The 21,851-nt window shown below is 44.2% G+C and carries 18 protein-coding genes and 5 tRNA genes; 1 reads left to right on the top strand and 22 read right to left on the bottom strand.

What is annotated here, in order from left to right:
* Positions 1-273 precede the first annotated feature (273 nt).
* Positions 274-1,863 (top strand): peptide chain release factor 3, encoded by a 1,590-nt coding sequence (locus D2U88_RS18640; RefSeq protein ID WP_119642262.1) that lies wholly within the window; start codon positions 274-276, stop codon positions 1,861-1,863.
* A 33-nt stretch (positions 1,864-1,896) separates the two neighbouring features.
* On the opposite strand, the gene D2U88_RS18635 is transcribed toward D2U88_RS18640, so the two are convergent.
* The 22 genes from D2U88_RS18635 to D2U88_RS18530 all read right to left on the bottom strand — a co-directional run bounded on the left by D2U88_RS18635 (position 1,897) and on the right by D2U88_RS18530 (position 21,850).
* Complete coding sequence (locus tag D2U88_RS18635) at positions 1,897-2,208, bottom strand: DUF3467 domain-containing protein (protein ID WP_119642049.1); 312 nt, start codon at positions 2,206-2,208, stop codon at positions 1,897-1,899.
* Positions 2,209-2,270: 62 nt separating this feature from the next.
* Positions 2,271-6,569 (bottom strand): DNA-directed RNA polymerase subunit beta', encoded by a 4,299-nt coding sequence (rpoC, locus tag D2U88_RS18630; RefSeq protein ID WP_119642048.1) that lies wholly within the window; start codon positions 6,567-6,569, stop codon positions 2,271-2,273.
* Between the two features lie 39 nt (positions 6,570-6,608).
* The gene (rpoB, locus tag D2U88_RS18625) at positions 6,609-10,418 is read right to left on the bottom strand and encodes a DNA-directed RNA polymerase subunit beta (protein WP_119642047.1); all 3,810 of its coding nucleotides are present in this window, start codon (positions 10,416-10,418) and stop codon (positions 6,609-6,611) included.
* A 128-nt stretch (positions 10,419-10,546) separates the two neighbouring features.
* A complete protein-coding gene (gene rplL, locus D2U88_RS18620; RefSeq protein ID WP_119642046.1) occupies positions 10,547-10,927 on the bottom strand; it encodes a 50S ribosomal protein L7/L12 in 381 nt (126 codons plus the stop codon).
* 56 nt (positions 10,928-10,983) lie between these two features.
* Positions 10,984-11,499 (bottom strand): 50S ribosomal protein L10, encoded by a 516-nt coding sequence (gene rplJ / locus D2U88_RS18615; RefSeq protein ID WP_119642045.1) that lies wholly within the window; start codon positions 11,497-11,499, stop codon positions 10,984-10,986.
* A gap of 26 nt (positions 11,500-11,525) precedes the next feature.
* Positions 11,526-12,215, bottom strand: coding sequence for a 50S ribosomal protein L1 (rplA, locus tag D2U88_RS18610; RefSeq protein WP_119642044.1), 690 nt, complete (start codon positions 12,213-12,215; stop codon positions 11,526-11,528).
* A 20-nt stretch (positions 12,216-12,235) separates the two neighbouring features.
* The gene (gene rplK / locus D2U88_RS18605; RefSeq protein ID WP_108424153.1) at positions 12,236-12,673 is read right to left on the bottom strand and encodes a 50S ribosomal protein L11; all 438 of its coding nucleotides are present in this window, start codon (positions 12,671-12,673) and stop codon (positions 12,236-12,238) included.
* A 67-nt stretch (positions 12,674-12,740) separates the two neighbouring features.
* Positions 12,741-13,292: a transcription termination/antitermination protein NusG gene (gene nusG, locus D2U88_RS18600; protein ID WP_119642043.1), complete on the bottom strand. Its 552-nt coding sequence runs from the start codon at positions 13,290-13,292 to the stop codon at positions 12,741-12,743.
* Positions 13,293-13,300: 8 nt separating this feature from the next.
* Positions 13,301-13,489, bottom strand: coding sequence for a preprotein translocase subunit SecE (secE, locus tag D2U88_RS18595; RefSeq protein WP_119642042.1), 189 nt, complete (start codon positions 13,487-13,489; stop codon positions 13,301-13,303).
* Positions 13,490-13,510: 21 nt separating this feature from the next.
* Positions 13,511-13,583: transfer RNA gene (locus tag D2U88_RS18590), tRNA-Trp, on the bottom strand.
* 70 nt (positions 13,584-13,653) lie between these two features.
* A complete protein-coding gene (gene tuf / locus D2U88_RS18585; protein WP_119642041.1) occupies positions 13,654-14,841 on the bottom strand; it encodes an elongation factor Tu in 1,188 nt (395 codons plus the stop codon).
* A 48-nt stretch (positions 14,842-14,889) separates the two neighbouring features.
* Positions 14,890-14,961: transfer RNA gene (locus D2U88_RS18580), tRNA-Thr, on the bottom strand.
* 90 nt (positions 14,962-15,051) lie between these two features.
* Positions 15,052-15,124, bottom strand: a tRNA-Gly gene (locus tag D2U88_RS18575).
* A gap of 77 nt (positions 15,125-15,201) precedes the next feature.
* A tRNA-Tyr gene (locus tag D2U88_RS18570) sits at positions 15,202-15,284 on the bottom strand.
* A gap of 22 nt (positions 15,285-15,306) precedes the next feature.
* Positions 15,307-15,380: transfer RNA gene (locus tag D2U88_RS18565), tRNA-Thr, on the bottom strand.
* A gap of 102 nt (positions 15,381-15,482) precedes the next feature.
* Entirely contained in the window at positions 15,483-15,785 is a 303-nt protein-coding gene (gene hpf / locus D2U88_RS18560; RefSeq protein WP_119642040.1) for a ribosome hibernation-promoting factor, HPF/YfiA family, read from the bottom strand.
* 59 nt (positions 15,786-15,844) lie between these two features.
* Positions 15,845-16,735 (bottom strand): tyrosine-type recombinase/integrase, encoded by an 891-nt coding sequence (locus tag D2U88_RS18555; RefSeq protein ID WP_119642039.1) that lies wholly within the window; start codon positions 16,733-16,735, stop codon positions 15,845-15,847.
* 95 nt (positions 16,736-16,830) lie between these two features.
* Positions 16,831-17,025, bottom strand: a complete 195-nt coding sequence (gene rpsU / locus D2U88_RS18550; RefSeq protein WP_119642038.1) for a 30S ribosomal protein S21 — start codon at positions 17,023-17,025, stop codon at positions 16,831-16,833.
* Between the two features lie 70 nt (positions 17,026-17,095).
* The gene (locus D2U88_RS18545; RefSeq protein ID WP_119642260.1) at positions 17,096-18,235 is read right to left on the bottom strand and encodes an acyl-CoA dehydrogenase family protein; all 1,140 of its coding nucleotides are present in this window, start codon (positions 18,233-18,235) and stop codon (positions 17,096-17,098) included.
* Between the two features lie 34 nt (positions 18,236-18,269).
* Complete coding sequence (locus D2U88_RS18540) at positions 18,270-19,130, bottom strand: ComEA family DNA-binding protein (RefSeq protein WP_119642037.1); 861 nt, start codon at positions 19,128-19,130, stop codon at positions 18,270-18,272.
* Between the two features lie 11 nt (positions 19,131-19,141).
* On the bottom strand, positions 19,142-20,758 hold the full coding sequence (locus tag D2U88_RS18535) for an alanine/glycine:cation symporter family protein (RefSeq protein ID WP_119642036.1): 1,617 nt from the start codon (positions 20,756-20,758) through the stop codon (positions 19,142-19,144).
* Positions 20,759-20,842: 84 nt separating this feature from the next.
* The gene (locus tag D2U88_RS18530) at positions 20,843-21,850 is read right to left on the bottom strand and encodes a potassium channel family protein (protein WP_119642035.1); all 1,008 of its coding nucleotides are present in this window, start codon (positions 21,848-21,850) and stop codon (positions 20,843-20,845) included.
* Between the last annotated feature and the right edge of the window lies 1 nt (position 21,851).

Here is a 21,851-nt window from a genome sequence, read left to right as displayed (position 1 = left end):
CGTCACATAATTAAAATATTTGACGCTCACCTCCTATTTTAATCGACAAAAGGCGTTTTCCTCATCATTATTTACCATATACGCTACAACCACAAAAGGATAAACGTGGAATATCTCTTGAAAAAGAACAAAAACAGGCGAAAATTACTCTACTTTTTGATTTTGAAGTATCATTGCCCTCTATTTTTTTCCAATGATATCAACAATTGGCAATCCTATCCTAAATGTGGCTCAAAACAGATAATTCCCCTATTTTTGCCGAAATTTTTGTTGATGGATTTTGAAAGGGAAATAGCAAGAAGACGAACGTTTGGGATCATCTCCCACCCAGATGCCGGTAAAACCACTTTGACCGAAAAATTGCTTTTGTTCGGAGGGGCCATCCAAGAGGCCGGTGCCGTAAAGAGCAATAAGATCAAAAAATCGGCCACCAGTGACTTTATGGAAATAGAACGCCAAAGGGGAATCTCGGTCGCCACCTCGGTATTGGCGTTTATCTACAAAGACAAGAAAATCAATATTTTGGATACTCCCGGGCACAAGGATTTTGCCGAGGATACCTTTAGGACCCTCACAGCAGTGGACAGTGTGATTGTGGTAATCGACGTGGCCAAAGGTGTGGAGGAACAGACCGAAAAATTGGTGGAAGTATGTCGTATGCGAAACATCCCCATGATTGTTTTCATCAACAAACTGGACCGTGAAGGAAAGGATGCCTTTGACCTTTTGGACGAAGTGGAACAAAAATTGGGACTCTCCGTTACCCCGTTGAGTTTTCCTATCGGGATGGGATACGATTTTAAGGGCATCTACAATATCTACGAAAAGAACATCAACCTATTTAGCGGTAACAGTAAAAAAAATATTGAGGAAACCATTGCTTTTGATAATATTGACAGTCCCGAACTGGAAAAGATCATCGGCTCCAAAGCTGCTGAAAATCTTCGGGACAATTTGGAATTGGTAAATGGTGTATATCCCGAGTTTGACAAGGAAGCCTACCTTAAAGGCGAACTCCAACCCGTTTTCTTTGGCTCGGCCTTGAACAATTTTGGTGTCCGTGAGCTGTTGGACTGTTTTGTGGACATTGCCCCTTCTCCAAGGCCTAAAATGGCGGAAGAGCGCTTGGTGAAGGCCAACGAAAAGGAATTTTCTGGATTTGTTTTTAAAATCCACGCCAATATGGATCCCAAGCACCGTGACCGTTTGGCTTTTATAAAAGTAGTATCGGGGACTTTTGAAAGGAACATCCCTTACCTGCATGTCCGTCAGGATAAGAAGCTGAAGTTTTCCAGCCCCAATGCTTTTTTTGCCGAAAAGAAAGAGATTGTGGATATTTCCTATCCAGGTGACATTGTGGGACTACATGACACCGGAAACTTCAAGATCGGTGATACGCTGACCAGTGGTGAAAAACTCCATTATAAAGGCATTCCAAGCTTTTCACCAGAGCATTTCAGGTACATCAACAATGCAGATCCGATGAAAGCGAAGCAATTGTACAAAGGCATCGACCAGCTTATGGACGAGGGTGTCGCCCAGCTGTTTACCCTTGAGCTGAATGGCAGAAAAGTGATAGGAACCGTTGGGGCCCTCCAATATGAAGTAATCCAATACCGCTTGGAGCATGAATACGGAGCCAAATGTACCTATGAAAACTTCCCTGTTTACAAGGCCTGCTGGGTGGAGCCGGAGAACAAGAACAATGAAGAGTTTGCCGAATTCAAACGTGTAAAACAGAAGTTCTTGGCCACGGATAAAAGAGGTCAATTGGTATTTTTGGCCGATTCACCCTTTTCCCTTCAGATGACACAACAAAAATACCCTACGGTAAAGTTGCACTACACTTCGGAGTTTGAGTAAATCCTTATAAGAAGTTATTCTTTTGAAAAAGTTTTAAGCTTCTCCCGTTGGTCCAAAATTCAATGGGATTGCTGGTTGCTCATAGTCTTTGATGGGACCATGTGCTTTCTCAAAACGGGCCACATTGTCGTTCAATGCCTTCAAGAATTTTTTGGCATGCTGCGGCGTAAGAATGATACGGCTCTTAACTTTTGCTTTCGGAGCGCCCGGCATCAAACTAATGAAATCGACCACAAATTCCGATACGGAATGGTTGATGATTGCCAAATTGGAATAGGTTCCCTCAGCGGTCTTCTCATCCAACTCTATATTGATCTGTTTTTGATTTTGGTTCTGATCAGCCATAAATATGTGTCTTTCTTTATAATAAAAAAACCCTGACCATTTGGCCAGGGTTTTGTTTGTATTTAGAATTTGAATTCCTCTTTTCGGGCCATGATCTCATCATATTCCTCTTTCGAGCCCACGATGATACTGTCATAATCCCTCATACCGGTACCGGCCGGAATCTTGTGTCCAACGATTACATTTTCCTTCAATCCTTCCAAACCATCAACCTTACCGTTTACAGCGGCTTCGTTCAATACTTTGGTAGTTTCCTGGAACGATGCTGCAGAGATAAACGATTTAGTCTGCAACGACGCCCTAGTGATACCTTGAAGGATAGGTGTAGCAGTTGCTGCTACAGCATCTCTTGCCGTTACAAGGGTCTTGTCCTCTCTTCTAAGAATAGAGTTCTCATCCCTTAGCTGACGTGCGGTAACAATCTGACCAGGCTTCAACCTTTCGGAGTCTCCTGCATCTTCCACCACCTTCTTACCAAAGATCTCATCATTCTCATGGATGAAGTCGTCCTTGTGAGCCAATTGGTTCTCCAAGAAAATGGTATCTCCCGGATCTTCGATCTGTACTTTACGCATCATCTGTCTTACCACAACCTCAAAGTGCTTATCGTTGATCTTCACACCTTGTAAACGGTATACTTCCTGAACTTCGTTCACCAAGTATTGCTGTACTGCAGAAGGTCCTTTGATGGCCAAGATATCCTCTGGGGTAATCGACCCATCGGACAATGCCATACCGGCACGTACGTAGTCATTTTCCTGAACCAAAATCTGGTTGGAAAGTTTCACCAAGTACTTCTTCACCTCGCCAGTTTTGGACTCGATGATAATCTCACGGTTTCCACGCTTGATCTTACCGAAGGATACCACACCGTCAATTTCGGTAACCACGGCAGGGTTGGATGGATTCCTTGCTTCGAAAAGCTCGGTTACCCTTGGAAGACCACCGGTGATATCCCCTGCCTTGGCAGATTTACGTGGAATCTTCACCAAGATTTTACCTTCCTTGATCTTCTCACCGTCGTCCACCATCAAGTGGGAACCAACAGGTAAGTTGTAAGAACGCAAGGTTTCTCCTTTACCATCCTTGATCAACAAGGTTGGGATCAAACGCTTGTTCCTTGATTCGGAAATAACTTTTTCTTGGAAACCGGTCTGTTCATCGATTTCAACTTGGTAAGTCATCCCTTGTTCTATATTCTCGTATGCAATCTGTCCCGTAAACTCGGAAACAATAACACCGTTATAAGGATCCCACTGACAAATCACGGTTCCTCTGGTAATCTTGTCGCCATCGTTCACGAACAATTGTGATCCATAAGGAATATTGCTGGTACTCAACGTTATTCCCGTCTTGGCATCGATGATCTTGATCTCCGTGGTCCTGGAAATTACAATGTTGGTCTTCTTACCTTCACTGTTCTCTCCTTCAACAACCCTTAAATCCTCAATCTCGGCAATACCATCAAACTTGGATTCCAATCGGCTATCCTCAGAAATGTTACCTGCAATACCACCAACGTGGAAGGTACGCAATGTCAACTGTGTTCCTGGTTCCCCAATGGATTGGGCAGCAACCACACCAACAGCTTCACCTCGTTGAACCATCTTGTTGGTCGCAAGGTTTCTACCGTAACATTTTGCACAGATTCCCTGAGGAGCCTCACAGGTCAACGGTGACCTTACTTCAACTCTTTCGATAGGAGCTGCTTCCACTTTCTTCACATCGGCTTCAGAGATTTCCTGACCTGCTTTCAAGATCAATTCCTCAGTCAACGGATTGTATACATCATGAAGGGATACCCTACCCAAGATTCTTTCACCAAGGGTTTCAACAATCTCTTCATTTTTCTTCAATGGCTCCACTTCAATACCTCTCAACGTGCCACAATCCTCGATGTTGATGATCACATCCTGGGAAACATCCACCAAACGTCTGGTCAAGTAACCCGCATCCGCAGTTTTCAAAGCGGTATCGGCAAGACCTTTACGCGCACCGTGGGTTGAGATAAAGTATTCCAAGATGGACAATCCTTCCTTAAAGTTGGAAAGGATCGGGTTCTCGATAATCTCACCACCACCTGCTGTGGATTTTTTAGGCTTGGCCATCAAACCACGCATACCGGTCAACTGACGAATCTGTTCCTTGGAACCCCTCGCACCTGAATCCAACATCATATACACAGAGTTGAATCCTTGTTTGTCCTCGCGAATTCGCTTCATGGCCAATTCGGTCAACATAGCGTTGGTAGAGGTCCAAACATCAATAACCTGGTTGTATCGTTCGTTGTTGGTGATAAGACCCATGTTATAGTTCATCATGATACCATCTACCTGCTCATTGGCCTCGGCGATCATCTCATGCTTCTCTGCTGGGATAATGATATCTCCCAAACTGAAGGACAATCCACCCTTAAAGGCGAACTCATATCCCATGGATTTGATCTTATCCAAGAAATCAGCCGTTGTAGGCACATCGGTTACCGCAAGGATATCACCAATGATGTTACGAAGCGCTTTCTTGTTCAATACGGTATTGATGTATCCTGCTTGTTCTGGCACCACGGTGTTGAACAATACACGACCTACCGTTGTTTCAATAATTTTGGTGACCAATTCCCCTTCTTCGTTGAAGTCCTTGGTCCTTACCTTAATACCGGCGTTCAATGCAACTTTCTGCTCGTTAAAGGCAATTTCCACTTCCTCGGGAGAATAGAAAGTCAACCCTTCGCCCTTAACAGGCTCTTCCGGGGTAGACTTTTTCTCTTTGGTCATGTAGTACAATCCCAAAACCATGTCCTGGGAAGGTACGGTGATCGGGGAACCGTTGGCAGGGTTAAGGATGTTCTGTGAAGCCAACATCAACAATTGAGCTTCCAAAATGGCCTCTGGCCCCAATGGCAAGTGTACCGCCATCTGGTCCCCATCAAAATCCGCGTTGAATGCGGTACAGGCCAATGGGTGCAAACGGATCGCCTTACCTTCAATCAGTTTAGGCTGGAACGCTTGGATACCCAATCGGTGCAATGTGGGGGCCCGGTTCAACAATACAGGGTGTCCTTTTAGGACGTTTTCAAGGATATCCCAAACCACGGGCTCCTTTTTATCTATGATTTTTTTGGCAGATTTAACGGTCTTTACAATCCCCCTCTCGATCAACTTACGGATGATGAACGGTTTGTAAAGCTCGGCCGCCATGTCTTTTGGAAGACCACATTCGTACAATTTCATTTCCGGTCCAACGACGATTACCGAACGAGCGGAGTAATCCACACGTTTACCCAAAAGGTTTTGACGGAAACGACCTTGTTTACCTTTCAAGGAATCTGAAAGGGATTTCAATGGTCTATTGGACTCGGTTTTAACCGCAGATGCCTTTCTTGTGTTATCGAACAACGAATCCACAGCTTCCTGAAGCATACGTTTTTCGTTACGCAAGATCACCTCTGGTGCCTTGATTTCCATCAAACGCTTCAAACGGTTGTTACGGATGATCACCCGTCTGTACAAATCGTTCAAATCGGAAGTGGCGAAACGACCACCATCCAATGGCACCAACGGACGCAATTCTGGTGGGATCACAGGAATCACCTTCATGATCATCCATTCAGGTCTGTTTTCCCTGTTGTCCTGAGACTCACGAAGGGCCTCAACCACCTGAAGGCGTTTCAAGGCTTCGGTCTTACGTTGCTTGGAGGTTTCGGTATTTGCCTTGTGACGTAGTTCGTACGACAACTGCTCTAGGTCGATACGAGCCAAAAGGTCGATCAAACATTCGGCACCCATTTTAGCAACGAACTTGTTGGGGTCCGTGTCTTCCAAATACTGGTTTTCAGTGGGAAGGGACTCCAAAATGTTCAAGTATTCCTCCTCGGTCAAGAAATCCAATTTTTGGATTTCCTCACCTTCCGGACCTTTGGCAATACCAGGTTGGATGACCACATATCTTTCGTAGTAAATGATCATGTCCAACTTTTTGGAAGGCAATCCCAAAAGGTATCCTATTTTGTTCGGCAATGAACGGAAGTACCAGATGTGCGCCACCGGAACCACTAGGTTGATGTGTCCTACACGGTCCCTACGTACTTTTTTCTCTGTTACTTCAACACCACAACGGTCACAAACAATTCCTCGGTAACGGATACGCTTGTACTTCCCACAGGCACACTCATAGTCTTTTACTGGACCAAAAATACGCTCGCAGAACAATCCATCACGCTCAGGTTTGTGCGTTCTATAGTTAATGGTTTCAGGCTTCAACACCTCGCCACGGGACTCGGCCAAGATAGACTCTGGAGAAGCCAATCCGATGGAGATTTTGTTGAACCTTTTTGGTGCGTTATTGTCTTTTATTCTAGCCATAACAATATGGTGATGATATAATTAATGTAATATAGTGTTCTATTCTTCCAGTCTGATATCCAAGCCCAATCCTTTAAGCTCGTGCATCAATACGTTGAAAGATTCTGGTAATCCAGGTTCAGGCATTGTTTCACCTTTCACAATGGATTCATAGGTCTTGGCCCTTCCGATCACGTCGTCGGACTTCACCGTCAAGATTTCCCTTAGGGTAGATGATGCGCCATAGGCTTCCAATGCCCATACCTCCATCTCACCAAAACGCTGACCACCAAACTGGGCCTTACCACCCAATGGTTGTTGTGTGATCAATGAGTATGGTCCAATGGAACGTGCGTGCATCTTATCATCCACCATGTGGCCCAATTTCAACATATAGATCACACCAACGGTAGCAGCTTGGTCAAATCGTTGACCGGTTCCACCATCATAAAGGTGTGTATGTCCAAATCTTGGTACACCGGCTTTGTCGGTAAGCTCGTTGATCTCGTCCAAGGTAGCACCATCAAAAATTGGGGTACCATATTTTTGGCCCAGTTTCAAACCTGCCCAACCCAAAACGGTTTCGTAGATCTGACCGATGTTCATCCTTGAAGGTACACCCAGCGGGTTCAATACGATATCCACAGGGGTTCCATCTTCCAAGAACGGCATATCCTCTTGACGAACGATACGGGCCACGATACCTTTGTTACCGTGACGACCGGCCATTTTATCACCTACCTTCAACTTACGTTTTTTGGCGATGTATACTTTGGCCAATTTCATGATACCTGCAGGAAGTTCGTCACCCACGGAAATCGTGAATTTGTCCCTTCTCAAGTTACCTTGAATATCGTTCAACTTGATCTTATAGTTGTGCAATAGGTCGGCCACCAACTCATTGGTATCCTCATCCGTTGTCCAGCTTCCACCAACCAAGTGGGCGAAATCATCAACAGCATTCAACATTTTAATGGTGTATTTCTTTCCTTTTGGAAGTACTTCCTCACCCAAATCGTTGATTACACCCTGCGATGTTTTTCCGTTGATCAAACCGAAAAGTTTTTCGATCAACACATCTTTCAATTGTTGGAACTTCACTTCGTAGTCCATCTCCAATCTTGCGATGGCCTCTTTGTCCTCGGAACGTTTTCTCTTGTCCTTGATGGAACGGGAGAACAATTTCTTATCGATGACCACACCACTCAAAGATGGTGAAGCTTTCAAAGAAGCGTCTTTCACATCCCCGGCTTTATCACCGAAGATGGCACGCAACAATTTTTCTTCCGGAGTAGGATCGGACTCCCCTTTTGGAGTGATCTTACCGATCAAGATATCCCCAGGTTTCACTTCGGCACCGATACGGATCATACCGTATTCATCCAAATCCTTGGTGGCTTCTTCTGAAACGTTCGGAATATCATTGGTCAATTCCTCCGCACCCAATTTGGTATCCCTTACTTCAAGTGCGTACTCATCCACGTGGATGGAGGTAAAGATATCTTCACGTACCACTTTTTCAGAGATTACGATCGCATCCTCGAAGTTGTACCCTTTCCAAGGCATGAAGGCAACCTTCATGTTTCGACCCAAGGCCAATTCTCCTTTTTCGGTAGCATATCCTTCACAAAGTACCTGTCCTTTTTTCACCTTATCACCTTTTCTCACGATAGGCTTCAGGTTGATACTGGTACCTTGGTTGGTCTTTCTGAATTTCACCAATTCGTAGGTCTTGGAATCTTCCTCGAAGCTTACCAAGCGCTCTTCCTCGGTTCTATCATACTTGATGGTAATCTTCTGTGCATCCACATACTCCACAACACCATTTCCTTCGGCATTGATCAATACCCTTGAATCAGTGGCCACTTGTCTTTCAAGACCTGTACCTACGATCGGGGATTCTGGACGCAACAATGGAACGGCCTGACGCATCATGTTCGATCCCATCAAGGCACGGTTCGCATCATCATGCTCCAAGAACGGAATCAAGGATGCAGAAATGGACGCAATCTGGTTCGGTGCAACGTCCGTATAGTTTACTTCCGCTGGATCTACCACAGGGAAGTCACCTTCCTCACGGGCAATAACCTTATCCCTATCTATTGTTCCATCTTCTTTCAACGGAATGTTGGCCTGGGCAATCTTCATTCCTTCTTCCTCCTCTGCACTCAAGTAGCTGAACGCTTTGGTATCCACCACTCCATTTTCCACCTTGCGGTATGGAGTTTCCAAAAAGCCCATTGGGTTTACCTTGGCAAATACGGACAATGAAGAAATCAAACCAATGTTAGGTCCTTCAGGTGTCTCGATGGGACACAATCTTCCGTAGTGGGTATAGTGAACGTCACGCACCTCGAAACCGGCTCTTTCACGGGAAAGACCCCCTGGTCCAAGGGCAGACAATCTTCTCTTGTGTGTAATCTCTGCCAACGGGTTGGTCTGGTCCATGAACTGGGACAACTGGTTGGTACCGAAGAAGGAGTTGATCACGGAAGACAAAGTCTTGGCGTTGATCAAATCGATCGGGGTAAACACTTCGTTGTCACGAACGTTCATACGCTCACGGATGGTACGGGCCATACGGGCCAAACCTACACCAAACTGTTGGGACAATTGTTCCCCAACGGTCCTTACACGTCGGTTGGACAAGTGGTCGATATCATCGATCTCTGCTTTGGAGTTGATCAACTCAATCAAATACTTGATGATGGTGATGATATCTTCCTTGGTAAGCACTTCTTTGTCCATACCAATATCCAAGCCCAATTTCTTGTTCATCCTGTAACGGCCCACCTCTCCAAGGCTGTATCGTTGATCGGAGAAGAACAATTTCTCGATAATACCACGAGCGGTCTCCTCATCGGGCGGCTCGGCATTACGCAATTGTCTATAAATGTGCTCTACCGCTTCCTTTTCAGAGTTGGTAGGGTCCTTTTGCAAGGTATTGTGGATGATGGCATAGTCAGACTGTGCATTGTTCTCCTTGTGAAGCAAGATGGTTTTCACGTCGGCATCAATGATCTCGTCTACATGCTCTTTCTCCAAAATGGTATCACGGTCCAAGATGATCTCGTTACGCTCGATGGAAACCACTTCACCGGTATCCTCGTCCACGAAATCCTCATGCCATGTGTTCAACACCCTTGCGGCCAATTTACGGCCCAATACTTTTTTAAGTCCGGCCTTGGAAACCTTCACTTCCTCGGAAAGGTCGAAGATTTCAAGAATATCCTTGTCCCTTTCAAAGCCAATGGCACGGAAAAGGGTGGTTACCGGTAATTTTTTCTTACGGTCGATATAAGCGTACATAACGCCATTGATGTCCGTAGCAAACTCGATCCAAGATCCCTTGAAAGGAATTACCCTGGCCGAGTACAGTTTTGTTCCGTTAGCGTGGAAGGACTGCCCAAAGAAAACGCCGGGCGACCTGTGCAACTGGGAAACAACGACCCTTTCGGCACCATTGATCACGAATGTCCCGCTAGGGGTCATGTAAGGTATGGTACCCAAGTATACGTCCTGTACGATGGTCTCGAAATCCTCGTGCTCGGGATCGGTACAGTACAGTTTAAGACGTGCCTTTAATGGAACGCTATAGGTAAGTCCACGCTCGATACATTCTTGGATGGAATATCGTGGTGGATCTATGAAGTAATCCAAAAATTCCAGTACAAACTGGTTTCTGGTATCGGTGATTGGAAAATTCTCCATGAAGGTGTTGTAGAGACCTTCGTTCCCTCTTTCGTCAGATTTGGTTTCAAGCTGGAAAAAATCTTGAAATGATTTGATCTGAATGTCCAAGAAATCCGGGTATTCCGGTATGTTCTTAGCGGATGCGAAATTAACTCTTTCAATAGTGTTTGTGAACATCTATGGACAAATTTTGAACGTGAATACTATTCGGGTCTGTGTACGGCTTTATACACTCCTTATTAAAATAGGCTAAGGTCTAACCATAAAATGGAAAGACCTTAACCAAACTTGTATGGGAAAAGCTATTATTTAAGCTCAACTTCTGCTCCTGCTTCTTCCAATGATTTTTTGATGCCTTCGGCCTCATCTTTGGAGATGCCTTCCTTAACAGCTTTAGGTGCGCTGTCAACGATGTCTTTAGCCTCTTTAAGACCAAGACCGGTCAATTCCTTAACCAATTTAACTACTGCCAATTTAGAGGCACCAGCTGCTTTAAGGATTACGTCGAATTCGGTTTTTTCCTCAGCGGCTTCTTCACCACCACCAGCGGCACCGCCAGCGGCAACAGCTACTGCAGCAGCAGCAGGCTCGATACCGTATTCGTTCTTAAGGATGTCAGCCAACTCGTTTACTTCTTTTACGGTAAGGTTAACCAACTGTTCTGCAAAATCTTTCAAATCTGCCATTTTTTCTATCGTTTAATAAAAATGTTTAAAAATATACTTAGTTTATTGTGCGCGAATTACTTCTCAGATAAGGTTTTAAGGATACCGGCCAATTTACCTCCACCAGACTTAAGACCAGAAATAACGTTCTTGGCTGGTGATTGCAACAATCCGATGATGTCCCCGATAACTTCTTCCTTGGACTTGATGTTCACAAGTGCTTCCAAGTTTTGGTCACCGATATAGACAGCCTCTTCGATAAAGGCTCCTTTCAACAAAGGTTTATCCGATTTTTTTCTAAAGTCCTTGATAAGCTTAGCTGGGCCATTCCCTGTCTCGGACAACATCAAAGATGTATTGCCTTTCAACACACTGGAAAGTTCACCAAACTCCTTATCAGAAGCTTCCATTGCCTTTGCAAGCAAGGTGTTCTTTACGACCGCAAGTTTAATGTTCGCCTTAAAACATGCCCTTCTTAGGTTAGAAGTGGCAACGGCATCCAATCCTGAAATATCGGCCAAATAAATATTGGCGTTTTCAGCTAACTGTGCAGTCAAATCTTCTATTACGATTGCTTTTTCTTCTCTTGTCATAGTTAAAATATTGAACTACCAGTTAATTAAACTGCTTTAGGATCTAATTGAACACTGGGACTCATGGTACTGGACAAGTGGATGCTCTTCATGTAAACACCTTTTGCCGCTGAAGGTTTCAATTTCACCAAGGTATCGATCAATTCCTTGGCGTTCCCAGCGATTTTATCGGCTGAGAAAGAAGCCTTTCCAATTGCAGCGTGTACAATTCCGGTCTTGTCTACCTTAAAGTCGATTTTACCTGCCTTGACCTCGGATACCGCTTTTGCAACATCCATGGTCACTGTACCTGTTTTTGGATTGGGCATCAAGCCCCTTGGACCCAATACTCTACCCAATGGACCCAATTTTCCCATAACGCTTGGCATGGTGATGATCACATCAACATCGGTCCAACCGCCTTTGATCTTATCCAAATATTCATCCAACCCAACAAAATCGGCACCGGCCTCTTTGGCCTCTGCTTCTTTATCAGGTGTCACCAATGCCAAAACCTTTACATCCTTACCGGTTCCGTGTGGAAGGGTAACAACGCCACGTACCATTTGATTCGCTTTTCTGGGATCTACACCCAAACGAACAGCGATATCAACCGATGCGTCAAATTTTACATTGGTTATTTCTTTTACCAAAGCTGATGCCTCTTCCAAAGAATAGAGCTTGTTCTTGTCTATCTTGGCCTGGGCCTCTTTCTGCTTTTTAGTCAATCTTGCCATTTACTAATTGCTTTAAGATTTTAAAAAGGTTTGGTTCCCGATACCTTAAGACCCATAGATCTTGCAGTACCTGCTACCATACTCATTGCAGACTCGATGGTGAATGCGTTCAAATCCGCCATTTTGTCTTCTGCGATGGTTTTCACTTGGTCCCATGATACGGTACCATTTTTCACCCTGTTAGGTTCGCCAGATCCTTTTTTAATCTTCGCCGCTTCCATCAATTGAACTGCCGCAGGTGGTGTTTTTACGACAAACTCGAAAGATTTGTCCATGTAAACGGTGATAACAACAGGCAATACCTTGCCCTGTTTGTCCTGCGTACGAGCATTGAACTGCTTGCAGAACTCCATGATGTTAACACCGGCAGCACCTAAGGCGGGTCCAACCGGTGGCGATGGGTTCGCAGCACCTCCCCTAACTTGTAATTTAACTACCTTACTTACTTCTTTTGCCATTGTTTCTAATTAAATTCAAAGTTGTGTCAATTGGAAGCAACACAGCTTTTATATGTAACAGCTCTTGTTATACTTTTTCAACTTGCATATAGCTGAGTTCCAATGGTGTTTTTCTTCCAAAGATTTTCACCATAACCTCTAGCTTACGCTTTTCTTCATTGATTTTTTCAACGGTTCCATTGAATCCGTTGAAAGGTCCATCAATAACCTTGACCGTTTCACCCAGCACAAATGGAATGGCCACGTTGTCCGTATTGACGGCCAACTCGTCCACTTTCCCCAACATACGGTTCACCTCTGATTTTCTCAAAGGCACGGGATCACCTCCTTTGGTTTCTCCCAAGAAGCCAATCACATTGGTAATGGATCGGATGATGTGTACCATCTCACCTCCCAAATTGGCCTTTATCATGATATATCCAGGAAAGTAAACCCTTTCTTTATTGATTTTCTTTCCGTTTCTGATCTGTACAACTTTTTCGGTAGGGACAAGAACCTCGTCAAGATAGTCGCCAAATCCGGCGCGTTCTACCTCGCTCTCTATATAGCCCTTGATCTTGTTCTCTTGACCACTGACCGCTCTTACCACATACCATTTTTTCTCCAGAACCTCAGACATACCGATCGTTATCCTATTAATTTTTCAAAATACAATCTGATCAACTTACTGAAGAGGGAATCCACCCCCCACGTTACCAATGCGAACAAGATTGAAAAAACTGCAACAATGACCATCAGATTAGATGCCTTGGCCCTTTCCAACCAAGTAACATTGCTCTTCAATTCCTGGAATGATTCCTTTATGTAAGCGATCATAATTCTTCTTGTATTTTCTTGCACGGGAGGAGAGACTCGAACTCCCGACACCTGGTTTTGGAGACCAGTGCTCTACCAACTGAGCTACACCCGTTTATAATTACACTGAAAGGTATCCCGGGTAAACCGAGACACCCTTTAGTGTACTATTTATTGTAAAATGATTAATCTAGAATCTCAGTAACCTGACCAGCACCTACAGTTCTACCACCCTCACGGATAGCGAAACGTAGACCTACGTTCAATGCGATAGGTTGGATCAAATCAACAGTGATTGTCAAGTTGTCACCTGGCATAACCATTTCAACTCCATCAGGAAGGTTGATGTTTCCTGTTACGTCAGTTGTACGTACGTAGAACTGAGGACGGTAGTTGTTGTGGAATGGAGTGTGACGACCACCTTCTTCTTTTTTAAGGATATACACCTCAGCTTTGAATTTAGCGTGTGGCTTAACGGAACCTGGCTTACAGATTACCATACCTCTTTTGATATCGGATTTTTCGATACCCCTTAGAAGAAGACCAACGTTGTCACCAGCCTCACCTCTATCCAAAATCTTACGGAACATCTCAACACCAGTGATGGTTGAAGTCAATTTTTCAGCTCCCATACCAATGATCTCTACAGGGTCACCCGTGTTGGCAACACCAGTTTCGATACGACCTGTGGCAACAGTACCACGACCGGTAATGGTGAACACGTCTTCGATAGGCATCAAGAAAGGCTTATCAACATCCCTTTCAGGAAGTTCGATCCAGCTATCAACAGCTTCCATCAATTCCATTACAGTGTCAACCCATTTTTGCTCACCGTTCAAAGCACCAAGTGCAGAACCAGCGATTACGGGACCGTTGTCACCATCGTACTCGTAGAAAGAAAGCAATTCCCTCACTTCCATCTCAACAAGCTCCAAAAGCTCCTCATCATCCACCATGTCAACTTTGTTCAAGAAAACAACGATACGAGGAATACCTACCTGACGACCCAAAAGGATGTGCTCACGTGTTTGTGGCATAGGACCATCGGTTGCAGCAACAACCAAGATGGCACCGTCCATCTGAGCAGCACCGGTAACCATGTTCTTAACGTAATCCGCGTGACCAGGACAGTCAACGTGGGCGTAGTGACGGTTAGCCGTTTGGTACTCAACGTGTGAAGTATTGATAGTAATACCTCTCTCCTTTTCCTCTGGTGCATTGTCGATGGAATCAAAGCTTCTCATCTCAGAAAGACCTGCGTTGGCCAATACAGTTGTAATAGCGGCAGTCAATGTAGTTTTACCGTGATCCACGTGTCCAATGGTACCAATATTTAAGTGGGGTTTGGAACGATCAAAAGTTTCCTTTGCCATTTTAAAATAATTTTAATCTTAGTTTATATTAGTGTACAAATCGTTTTGAGCCAATGAGGGGATTTGAACCCCTGACCTCTTCCTTACCAAGGAAACGCTCTACCCCTGAGCTACACCGGCCTATGGGTTATCAGGTTTAGAGTTTAAAGTTGCAAGTCACGCTCGCCAAAACTTCAACCTTAATAATTGAAACCGCGGTTTCAAATTTAGAGCGGGAGACCGGGTTCGAACCGGCGACATTCAGCTTGGAAGGCTGACGCTCTACCAACTGAGCTACTCCCGCATTTTTTTTGGGTTTTACCCCAAGTTCCATTATTTCAAAAAACTTCCCTTCCGCTATGTTCCGCAGAACACCTTTTGTGGGGAGAGCAGGATTCGAACCTGCGAAGGTGAAAACCAACAGATTTACAGTCTGTCCTCGTTGGCCGCTTGAGTATCTCCCCGCCTTATTTTCAGTACCTTACGAGCCGATAGAGGGACTCGAACCCACGACCCCGAGATTACAAATCACGTGCTCTAGCCAACTGAGCTATATCGGCATTTTGAACCCCTTTCGGTCACAAAAAAAGTCCGCTATTTCTAACGGACTGCAAATGTAGAGATATTTTCTTTTAATCAAAATAAAATTTCAAAAATTTTGATCAGGCTTTCGCCCTTAATTTCTCTTTTCGTTTTACCAATTGTCTTTCCAAAGAACTACAGGCCGAATCAACTGCCTCTTCAAAGGTCTTGCACTGCTTTTTTACCATGAATTTGTCCCGGGGTACGGAAACCATGATTTCCACTATCTTATTTTCTTTTGCACTCGTGTTGTCCACTTTTAAAAAAACCTCCGAATCAATGACCTTGTCATAAAATAGGTCCATCTTATCCATTCGTTTCTGGATAAAGTCGAGGAGCTTACCATCAGCCACAAAATTTACCGATTGTGCATTTACTTTCATAAGACATAGTTTTTAAAGTACTGTCAAGTGACAGTGGAGTTAAACAATACAAGAAACGATCATTTCTTGTTTCTTGGATGGGCCTTTTGATGAATTTTCTTGAGTTCGGCAATGCTATTGTGCGTGTACACTTGTGTGGATGCCAAACTCGAATGACCCAATAATTCCTTCACGGAATTCAAATCTGCGCCCCTGTTCAACAAATGGGTTGCAAAGGTGTGCCTCAATATATGTGGGCTCTTTTTTACCTTGGGGGACACTAAACTAAAATACTTATTTATGGTACGATAAACAAGTGTTTCATAAATTTTAAGACCTTCTTTTGTTAATAAAAGGTAAGGTGTTTCATGGGCGTGTTCCAGCCCGTTGCGCAGCTCCAAATACGCCTTGATCTGCCGTACCGTGGACGGGAGCATGGGCATAATGCGTTCTTTGTTCCTTTTACCCAATACCTTTAAGGTATGGTTGGCCAAATCAATATCGGCAAGCTTGAGATTTACCAGTTCGGCCCTACGCATTCCGGTGGCGTATAACAACTCCACTATAAGTTTGTCTCTTTCCCCCTCAAAACCTTCCTCAAAAGGAATTTCGGTGAGGATAAGTTCCATTTCGGATTCGGAGAAGGGCACTTCCACTTTCTTCTCGGTTTTTAAAGCCCTGTGTTTGGCCAATGGTGAAGCAGTAATCTCGCCAATCTTCAAGAGAAATTTGTAATAAGCCTGTAAAGAAGATATTTTTCGGTTGATGGACCGGTTAGAAACCCCTTCATTGGACAGGGATACAATCCAGCTACGAATCATGGGATACCCTACAGCATCAATATCGGTTTCATCGTAGTTGTCCCTACAAAAGCTCATAAATGTATCCAAATCCCTTCCGTAAGCCTTTACGGTATGGTCGGAATAGTTCTTCTCCAGTTTTAGGTAAGATGTGAAGGCTTGCATGGACATATCTCAAAGGTAGCCAAATTGATATTCCCCCAAGCCTGAAAACAAAAAATCCCGTTCCGATAACGGAACGGGATTTAAATATGGTGATCAGAAACCTATACTTCCTCTTGATCTCTCAAACCTTGGATGTACTGGGCTTTCTGAATTTCAGCTCTACGCTGTACAGAAGGTTTTGTGAACTGCTGTCTGCTTCTCAACTGACGCATGGTACCTGTTTTATCGAACTTACGTTTGAAACGCTTTAAAGCTCTATCGATGTTTTCTCCTTCTTTAACTGGTATAATTAACATGGGCTACAACCTCCTTTCTTTTATATTTTGGGAGCGCAAATATACATTTAATAATTTGTTACGAAACAAATTACTTCAGAATTTTTCTGGATATGACCAACTTTTGGATTTCCGTGGTACCCTCCCCTATGGTGCACAATTTGGAATCTCGGTAGAATTTCTCCACCGGAAAATCTTTGGTATAGCCATAACCTCCATGGATCTGTACCGCTTCGGTGGCCACTTTTACGCATACTTCCGAAGCATACATTTTGGACATGGCCCCCAATTTGGTTACCGGTCTTCCCTCGTTTTTCAAGAAGGCAGCTTTATGAAGTAACAACTCGGATGCCTCGATCTCCGTGGCCATATCGGCCAGCTTGAAGGATATTCCCTGAAATTCGGAAATAGGCTTTCCAAACTGCACACGTTCCTTGGAATATTTAAGGGCCGCTTCATAAGCACCTTTGGCAATACCCAAGGAAAGGGCCCCAATGGAAATACGTCCTCCATCCAAAACTTTCATGGACTGGATAAAACCATCGCCCACTTCGCCCAATCGGTTGGCATCGGGAATTCTACAGTCGGAAAAAATCATTTCCGCCGTTTCACTGGCACGCATACCCAATTTATTTTCTTTTTTACCGCTGCTAAAACCAGGAGTTCCTTTTTCAACAGCAAAGGCCGTCATCCCATGACTATCTCCCTTTTCCCCTGTTCTGGCAATCACCACGGCAATATTACCGCTTTTGCCATGGGTAATGAAATTCTTGGCACCGTTCAACACCCAATAATCTCCTTCCTTAACCGCAGTAGTGTTCATACCACCAGCATCGGAACCGGTATTGTGCTCGGTCAGCCCCCAAGCCCCGATCCATTCGCCCGAAGCCAATTTTGGAATCCAGCGTTGCAACTGGTCTTCGTTGGCAAAGGACAATATATGGTTGGTACAAAGGGAATTATGCGCCGCTACCGACAGCCCAATGGAAGGGTCCACTTTTGAAATTTCTTCAAGGACGGCAATGTATTCATGATACCCCAGACCGGAACCACCAAGTTCCTCGGGCACCAAAATTCCCATAAATCCAAACTCCCCGGCCTTCTTGAACAGCTCAACGGGAAATGTCTGGGCCTCGTCCCATTCCATTACATGGGGCAATATATACTGCTGGGCAAAATCCCTGGCAGACTCAGCGACCATCTTTTGGGTCTCCGAATAATCAAAGTTCATTTTGGACAACGTTTCCGTAACCATTCGCTCTTATTTATAGGGCCAAATATAACTTAATTCTGTCAATCCTTTCCTTTGGAAAAGATGTAACGTTTGTTAATTCGTCAAGTGAGGTGAAGTCGCCATTTTCTTCTCGATATTGAACAATTTGCTTGGCGAGGTTGTAATTAATGTATATCAAATGGGCCAATTGGTCCACCGTGGCTGTATTAACAGGTATCTTTTGAATGGTTGGAGGTTGGAGCACCTTATATTGACCTAAAACCTTATCTACGATTTCCGGGGCTAGTCCATATACATCATAAAGTTGTTCATTGACCAGAAAGCCACCTAACTTATCCCGAAACTTTACAATTCTTGCTGATAAGGTTTCCCCGATTCCGTTGATCTTTTTCAAATCTTCTGCCGAGGCCGCATTCAAATCCTTTATGGTAAAGATTTCTTTAGGGAGGTTGCTTTGGTTCTTTTTGGTTGAAGACGTTTCCCATTCCTTCCACTGCGGAAATTTAAAGTAGGGAGCAATGGCCTCCAGTAAGGAATCGGATATCTGGGTTACTTCCTGAAATGCTTGCGCCGAGTTTACAAACCGTCCTTTTTCCCTAAAAGCAAACAATCTATCGAGTTCCTCAGTGGTCAATCCCAAAGTATATCCTTTTTCATCTGAGATATAATTGGGGTTGAAAGGATACATCACATAACTATCCTCGTGAGCGGTGGATTTGAGACTATCCAACTTTGCCTGGGCCATCTCATCCACGAAAATTTGGGACTCCCCTCGAAATGTTTCGCCCTTTACAAAGTAAAATGCCACTTGCAGCCCTATGATGACCAGCAACAAAAAGAAAATCCCACTTCGTTCCTGTTTATTGAATCTGAAGTGGGATTTTAATTTCATCTGGAGAAGTATTACATTTTTTCCGCCAAATCCTCTGCACCATCTTCCAGTGCATCGTGTTTTTTATTGATGGCGTTCATATACTTGTTCAATTCCTTTTTCACAACCGGGGTCAATATCAACACCCCAATAATGTTGGGCACCACCATGGCAAAAATCATCGCATCGGAAAAGTCGATTACCGATCCAAGACTGATGGAAGCACCTACAATTACGAAGAACAAGAAAAGAATCTTATAGGTTAGGTCACTGGTCCTGCTTTTTCCAAAAAGATACATCCAACCTTGCATACCGTAATACGACCATGAAATCATGGTAGAGAAGGCAAACAAAATCACTGCAATGGTCAATACAATTGAAAAGTGAGGTATTACCGAATCAAATGCCGTAGCAGTAATCTCAACACCTTCGGTAATTGCGGTGCCATATTCCAAGAAACCTGATTCATAATTGGTAATGATGATCACCAAGGCTGTCATGGTACAAATGACCACAGTATCCACAAAGGGTTCCAAAAGGGCAACTATTCCTTCACTTGCAGGATATTTGGTCCTTACCGCGGAGTGGGCAATGGCCGCTGAACCTACACCGGCCTCATTGGAGAAAGCTCCCCTTCTTACCCCTTGGATCATTACACCGATCAAACCTCCGGCAATTCCTAAACCTGAGAACGCTCCTTCAAAAATCAACCCGAAGGCATCATCTATGGATGAGAAGTTGGCTCCCAAAATGATCAAGGCGGCCAACACATAGATTCCTGCCATGAACGGTACTACTTTTTCGGTCACAGAGGCAATCCTCTTGATTCCCCCGATGATCACAATCGCCACCAAGACCGCCATACCAACACCAAAGTACATTCCGGCATTATCACCTTGCATCCCGAACAACTCCACGAACTGAGCTGCAGCCTGGTTGGCCTGGAACATGTTTCCGCCACCGAACGAACCTCCAATTACAAAAATAGCGAACAGCACGGCGAGCACTTTACCCAGTCCTCCTGCTTTTTTCTCCTTAAGGCCTTTGGTCAAGTAATACATGGGTCCCCCATAAACGGTACCATCCTTACCTACATCCCTATATTTTACCCCCAAGGTACATTCAGCAAACTTGGACGCCATACCCAATAGTCCGGCCAAAATCATCCAAAAAGTAGCCCCAGGTCCACCAATGGACAAGGCTACCGCAACACCTGCAATATTCCCCAAACCTACCGTTGCCGATAAGGCGGCCGTTAAAGCCTGAAAGTGGGAAACCTCTCCATGTGCGGATTCGTCCCTCAATGTATCGGGTAAATCATGCTCTTTTGCAACATCTCCGTAAAGATGGTCCACCCCATGCTTTTCAATGTCCTCGTACTTACCCCTAACCACTCTAATGGCCGTTCCAAATCCAGTAAAGTTGATCAACTTGAAATAAAAGGTAAAGTATAGGGCACCTCCGATCAAAACAATCAAAACCCAAGGGATTTTAAATTGCTCCGAGAAAGGGATTTCATAAAAAATAGCTCGTACGAACCAACCTGTGTAGCTAGAAAAAACTGCGTCGATTTTTTCTGATGTGCTTTCTTGTGCAAAAGAAAGAGCTGGTATGATGAAACTAAGCAAAGTAAGAAGTCTATACTTCATAATAATGTTTTGGTTATGTTAGTTTTTTGTAAAGGCCCCAATATCCTAAAAAAATTCAACGCAAAAAAATTAATGCCTGTTAAACTATCCTATTTGGAACATTTGGTTGAGCTTTCGAATCTGCTCCGGTCTACCTAGTACAATGACCTTACTTTTAGGTTGTAGTTCCAGATCTGCCTCCGGGTTGATAATGTATTTTCCGTTGGGATCGATATAACCGATTATGGTACAGCCCGTTTTTCTTCTCAGGTCCAGATCACGAAGTGAATTGCACTCCACCTGACTCGTAAAATCCTCGATCTCCACCTCTTCCAAATTAGTGGTATGTTCCCCTTCCAAGGACAATTGGTCCATAAAGGTGATCAAGTCGGGCATGACGACGAGGGATGCCATATGGTCCCCACCGATCTTGTCGGGCATAATCACTTTGTTGGCCCCTGCAAACTGTAGTTTTTTAACAGAAGTAATCTGCGAGGCCCTACTGATGATGAATAAGTTTCTATTCAATTGGCGCGCGGACAACACTACAAAAAGATTTGCGGCATCATCAGGGACCGCGGTGATTAAATACTGGGCCCTGTCAATACCCGCTTGCATAAGGATTTCATCTTCATTGGCATCGCCCTCCACAAACAACACTTCTTCCCCATGGCGCTCAATGATTTCCTTGTCCTTTTCAATTACGACGAAAGGTTTCCTGTAGGCCATCAACTTTTCCGCTGCCTGCATCCCGTTCCTACCATATCCACATACGACCACATGGTTGGAGAGTCCATCGATTTGTTTCTGCACTTTTTTCTTTTTTAACTGTTCAAGTGAATTTCTGGCCAAAATATATTCCGACACCACCGAAATGGCGAAACCGAAAATAAAGACACTGGTTACGATTAAAAATACGGTAAAAATCTTTGCATCGGCATCCAAAGGTCTGACTTCGGAAAAACCTACCGTGGTCACCGTAATAATGGTCATGTAGATGGCCTCGATCCATGTAAAATCCGAAAAGAACTTATACCCCAGCACCCCGATCAATAGGACGAATACCATCAACGAAAGGGCCAATACTATTTTGGAACGCATCAGTCTTATCATG

The sequence above is a fragment of the Flagellimonas aequoris genome (genome assembly GCF_003584165.1).
In the GTDB taxonomy this organism is placed as follows: Bacteria; Bacteroidota; Bacteroidia; order Flavobacteriales; family Flavobacteriaceae; genus Flagellimonas; species Flagellimonas aequoris.
The sequence above is the reverse complement of the archived record's forward strand: the minus strand, read 5'-3'. Positions and strand labels throughout refer to the sequence as shown.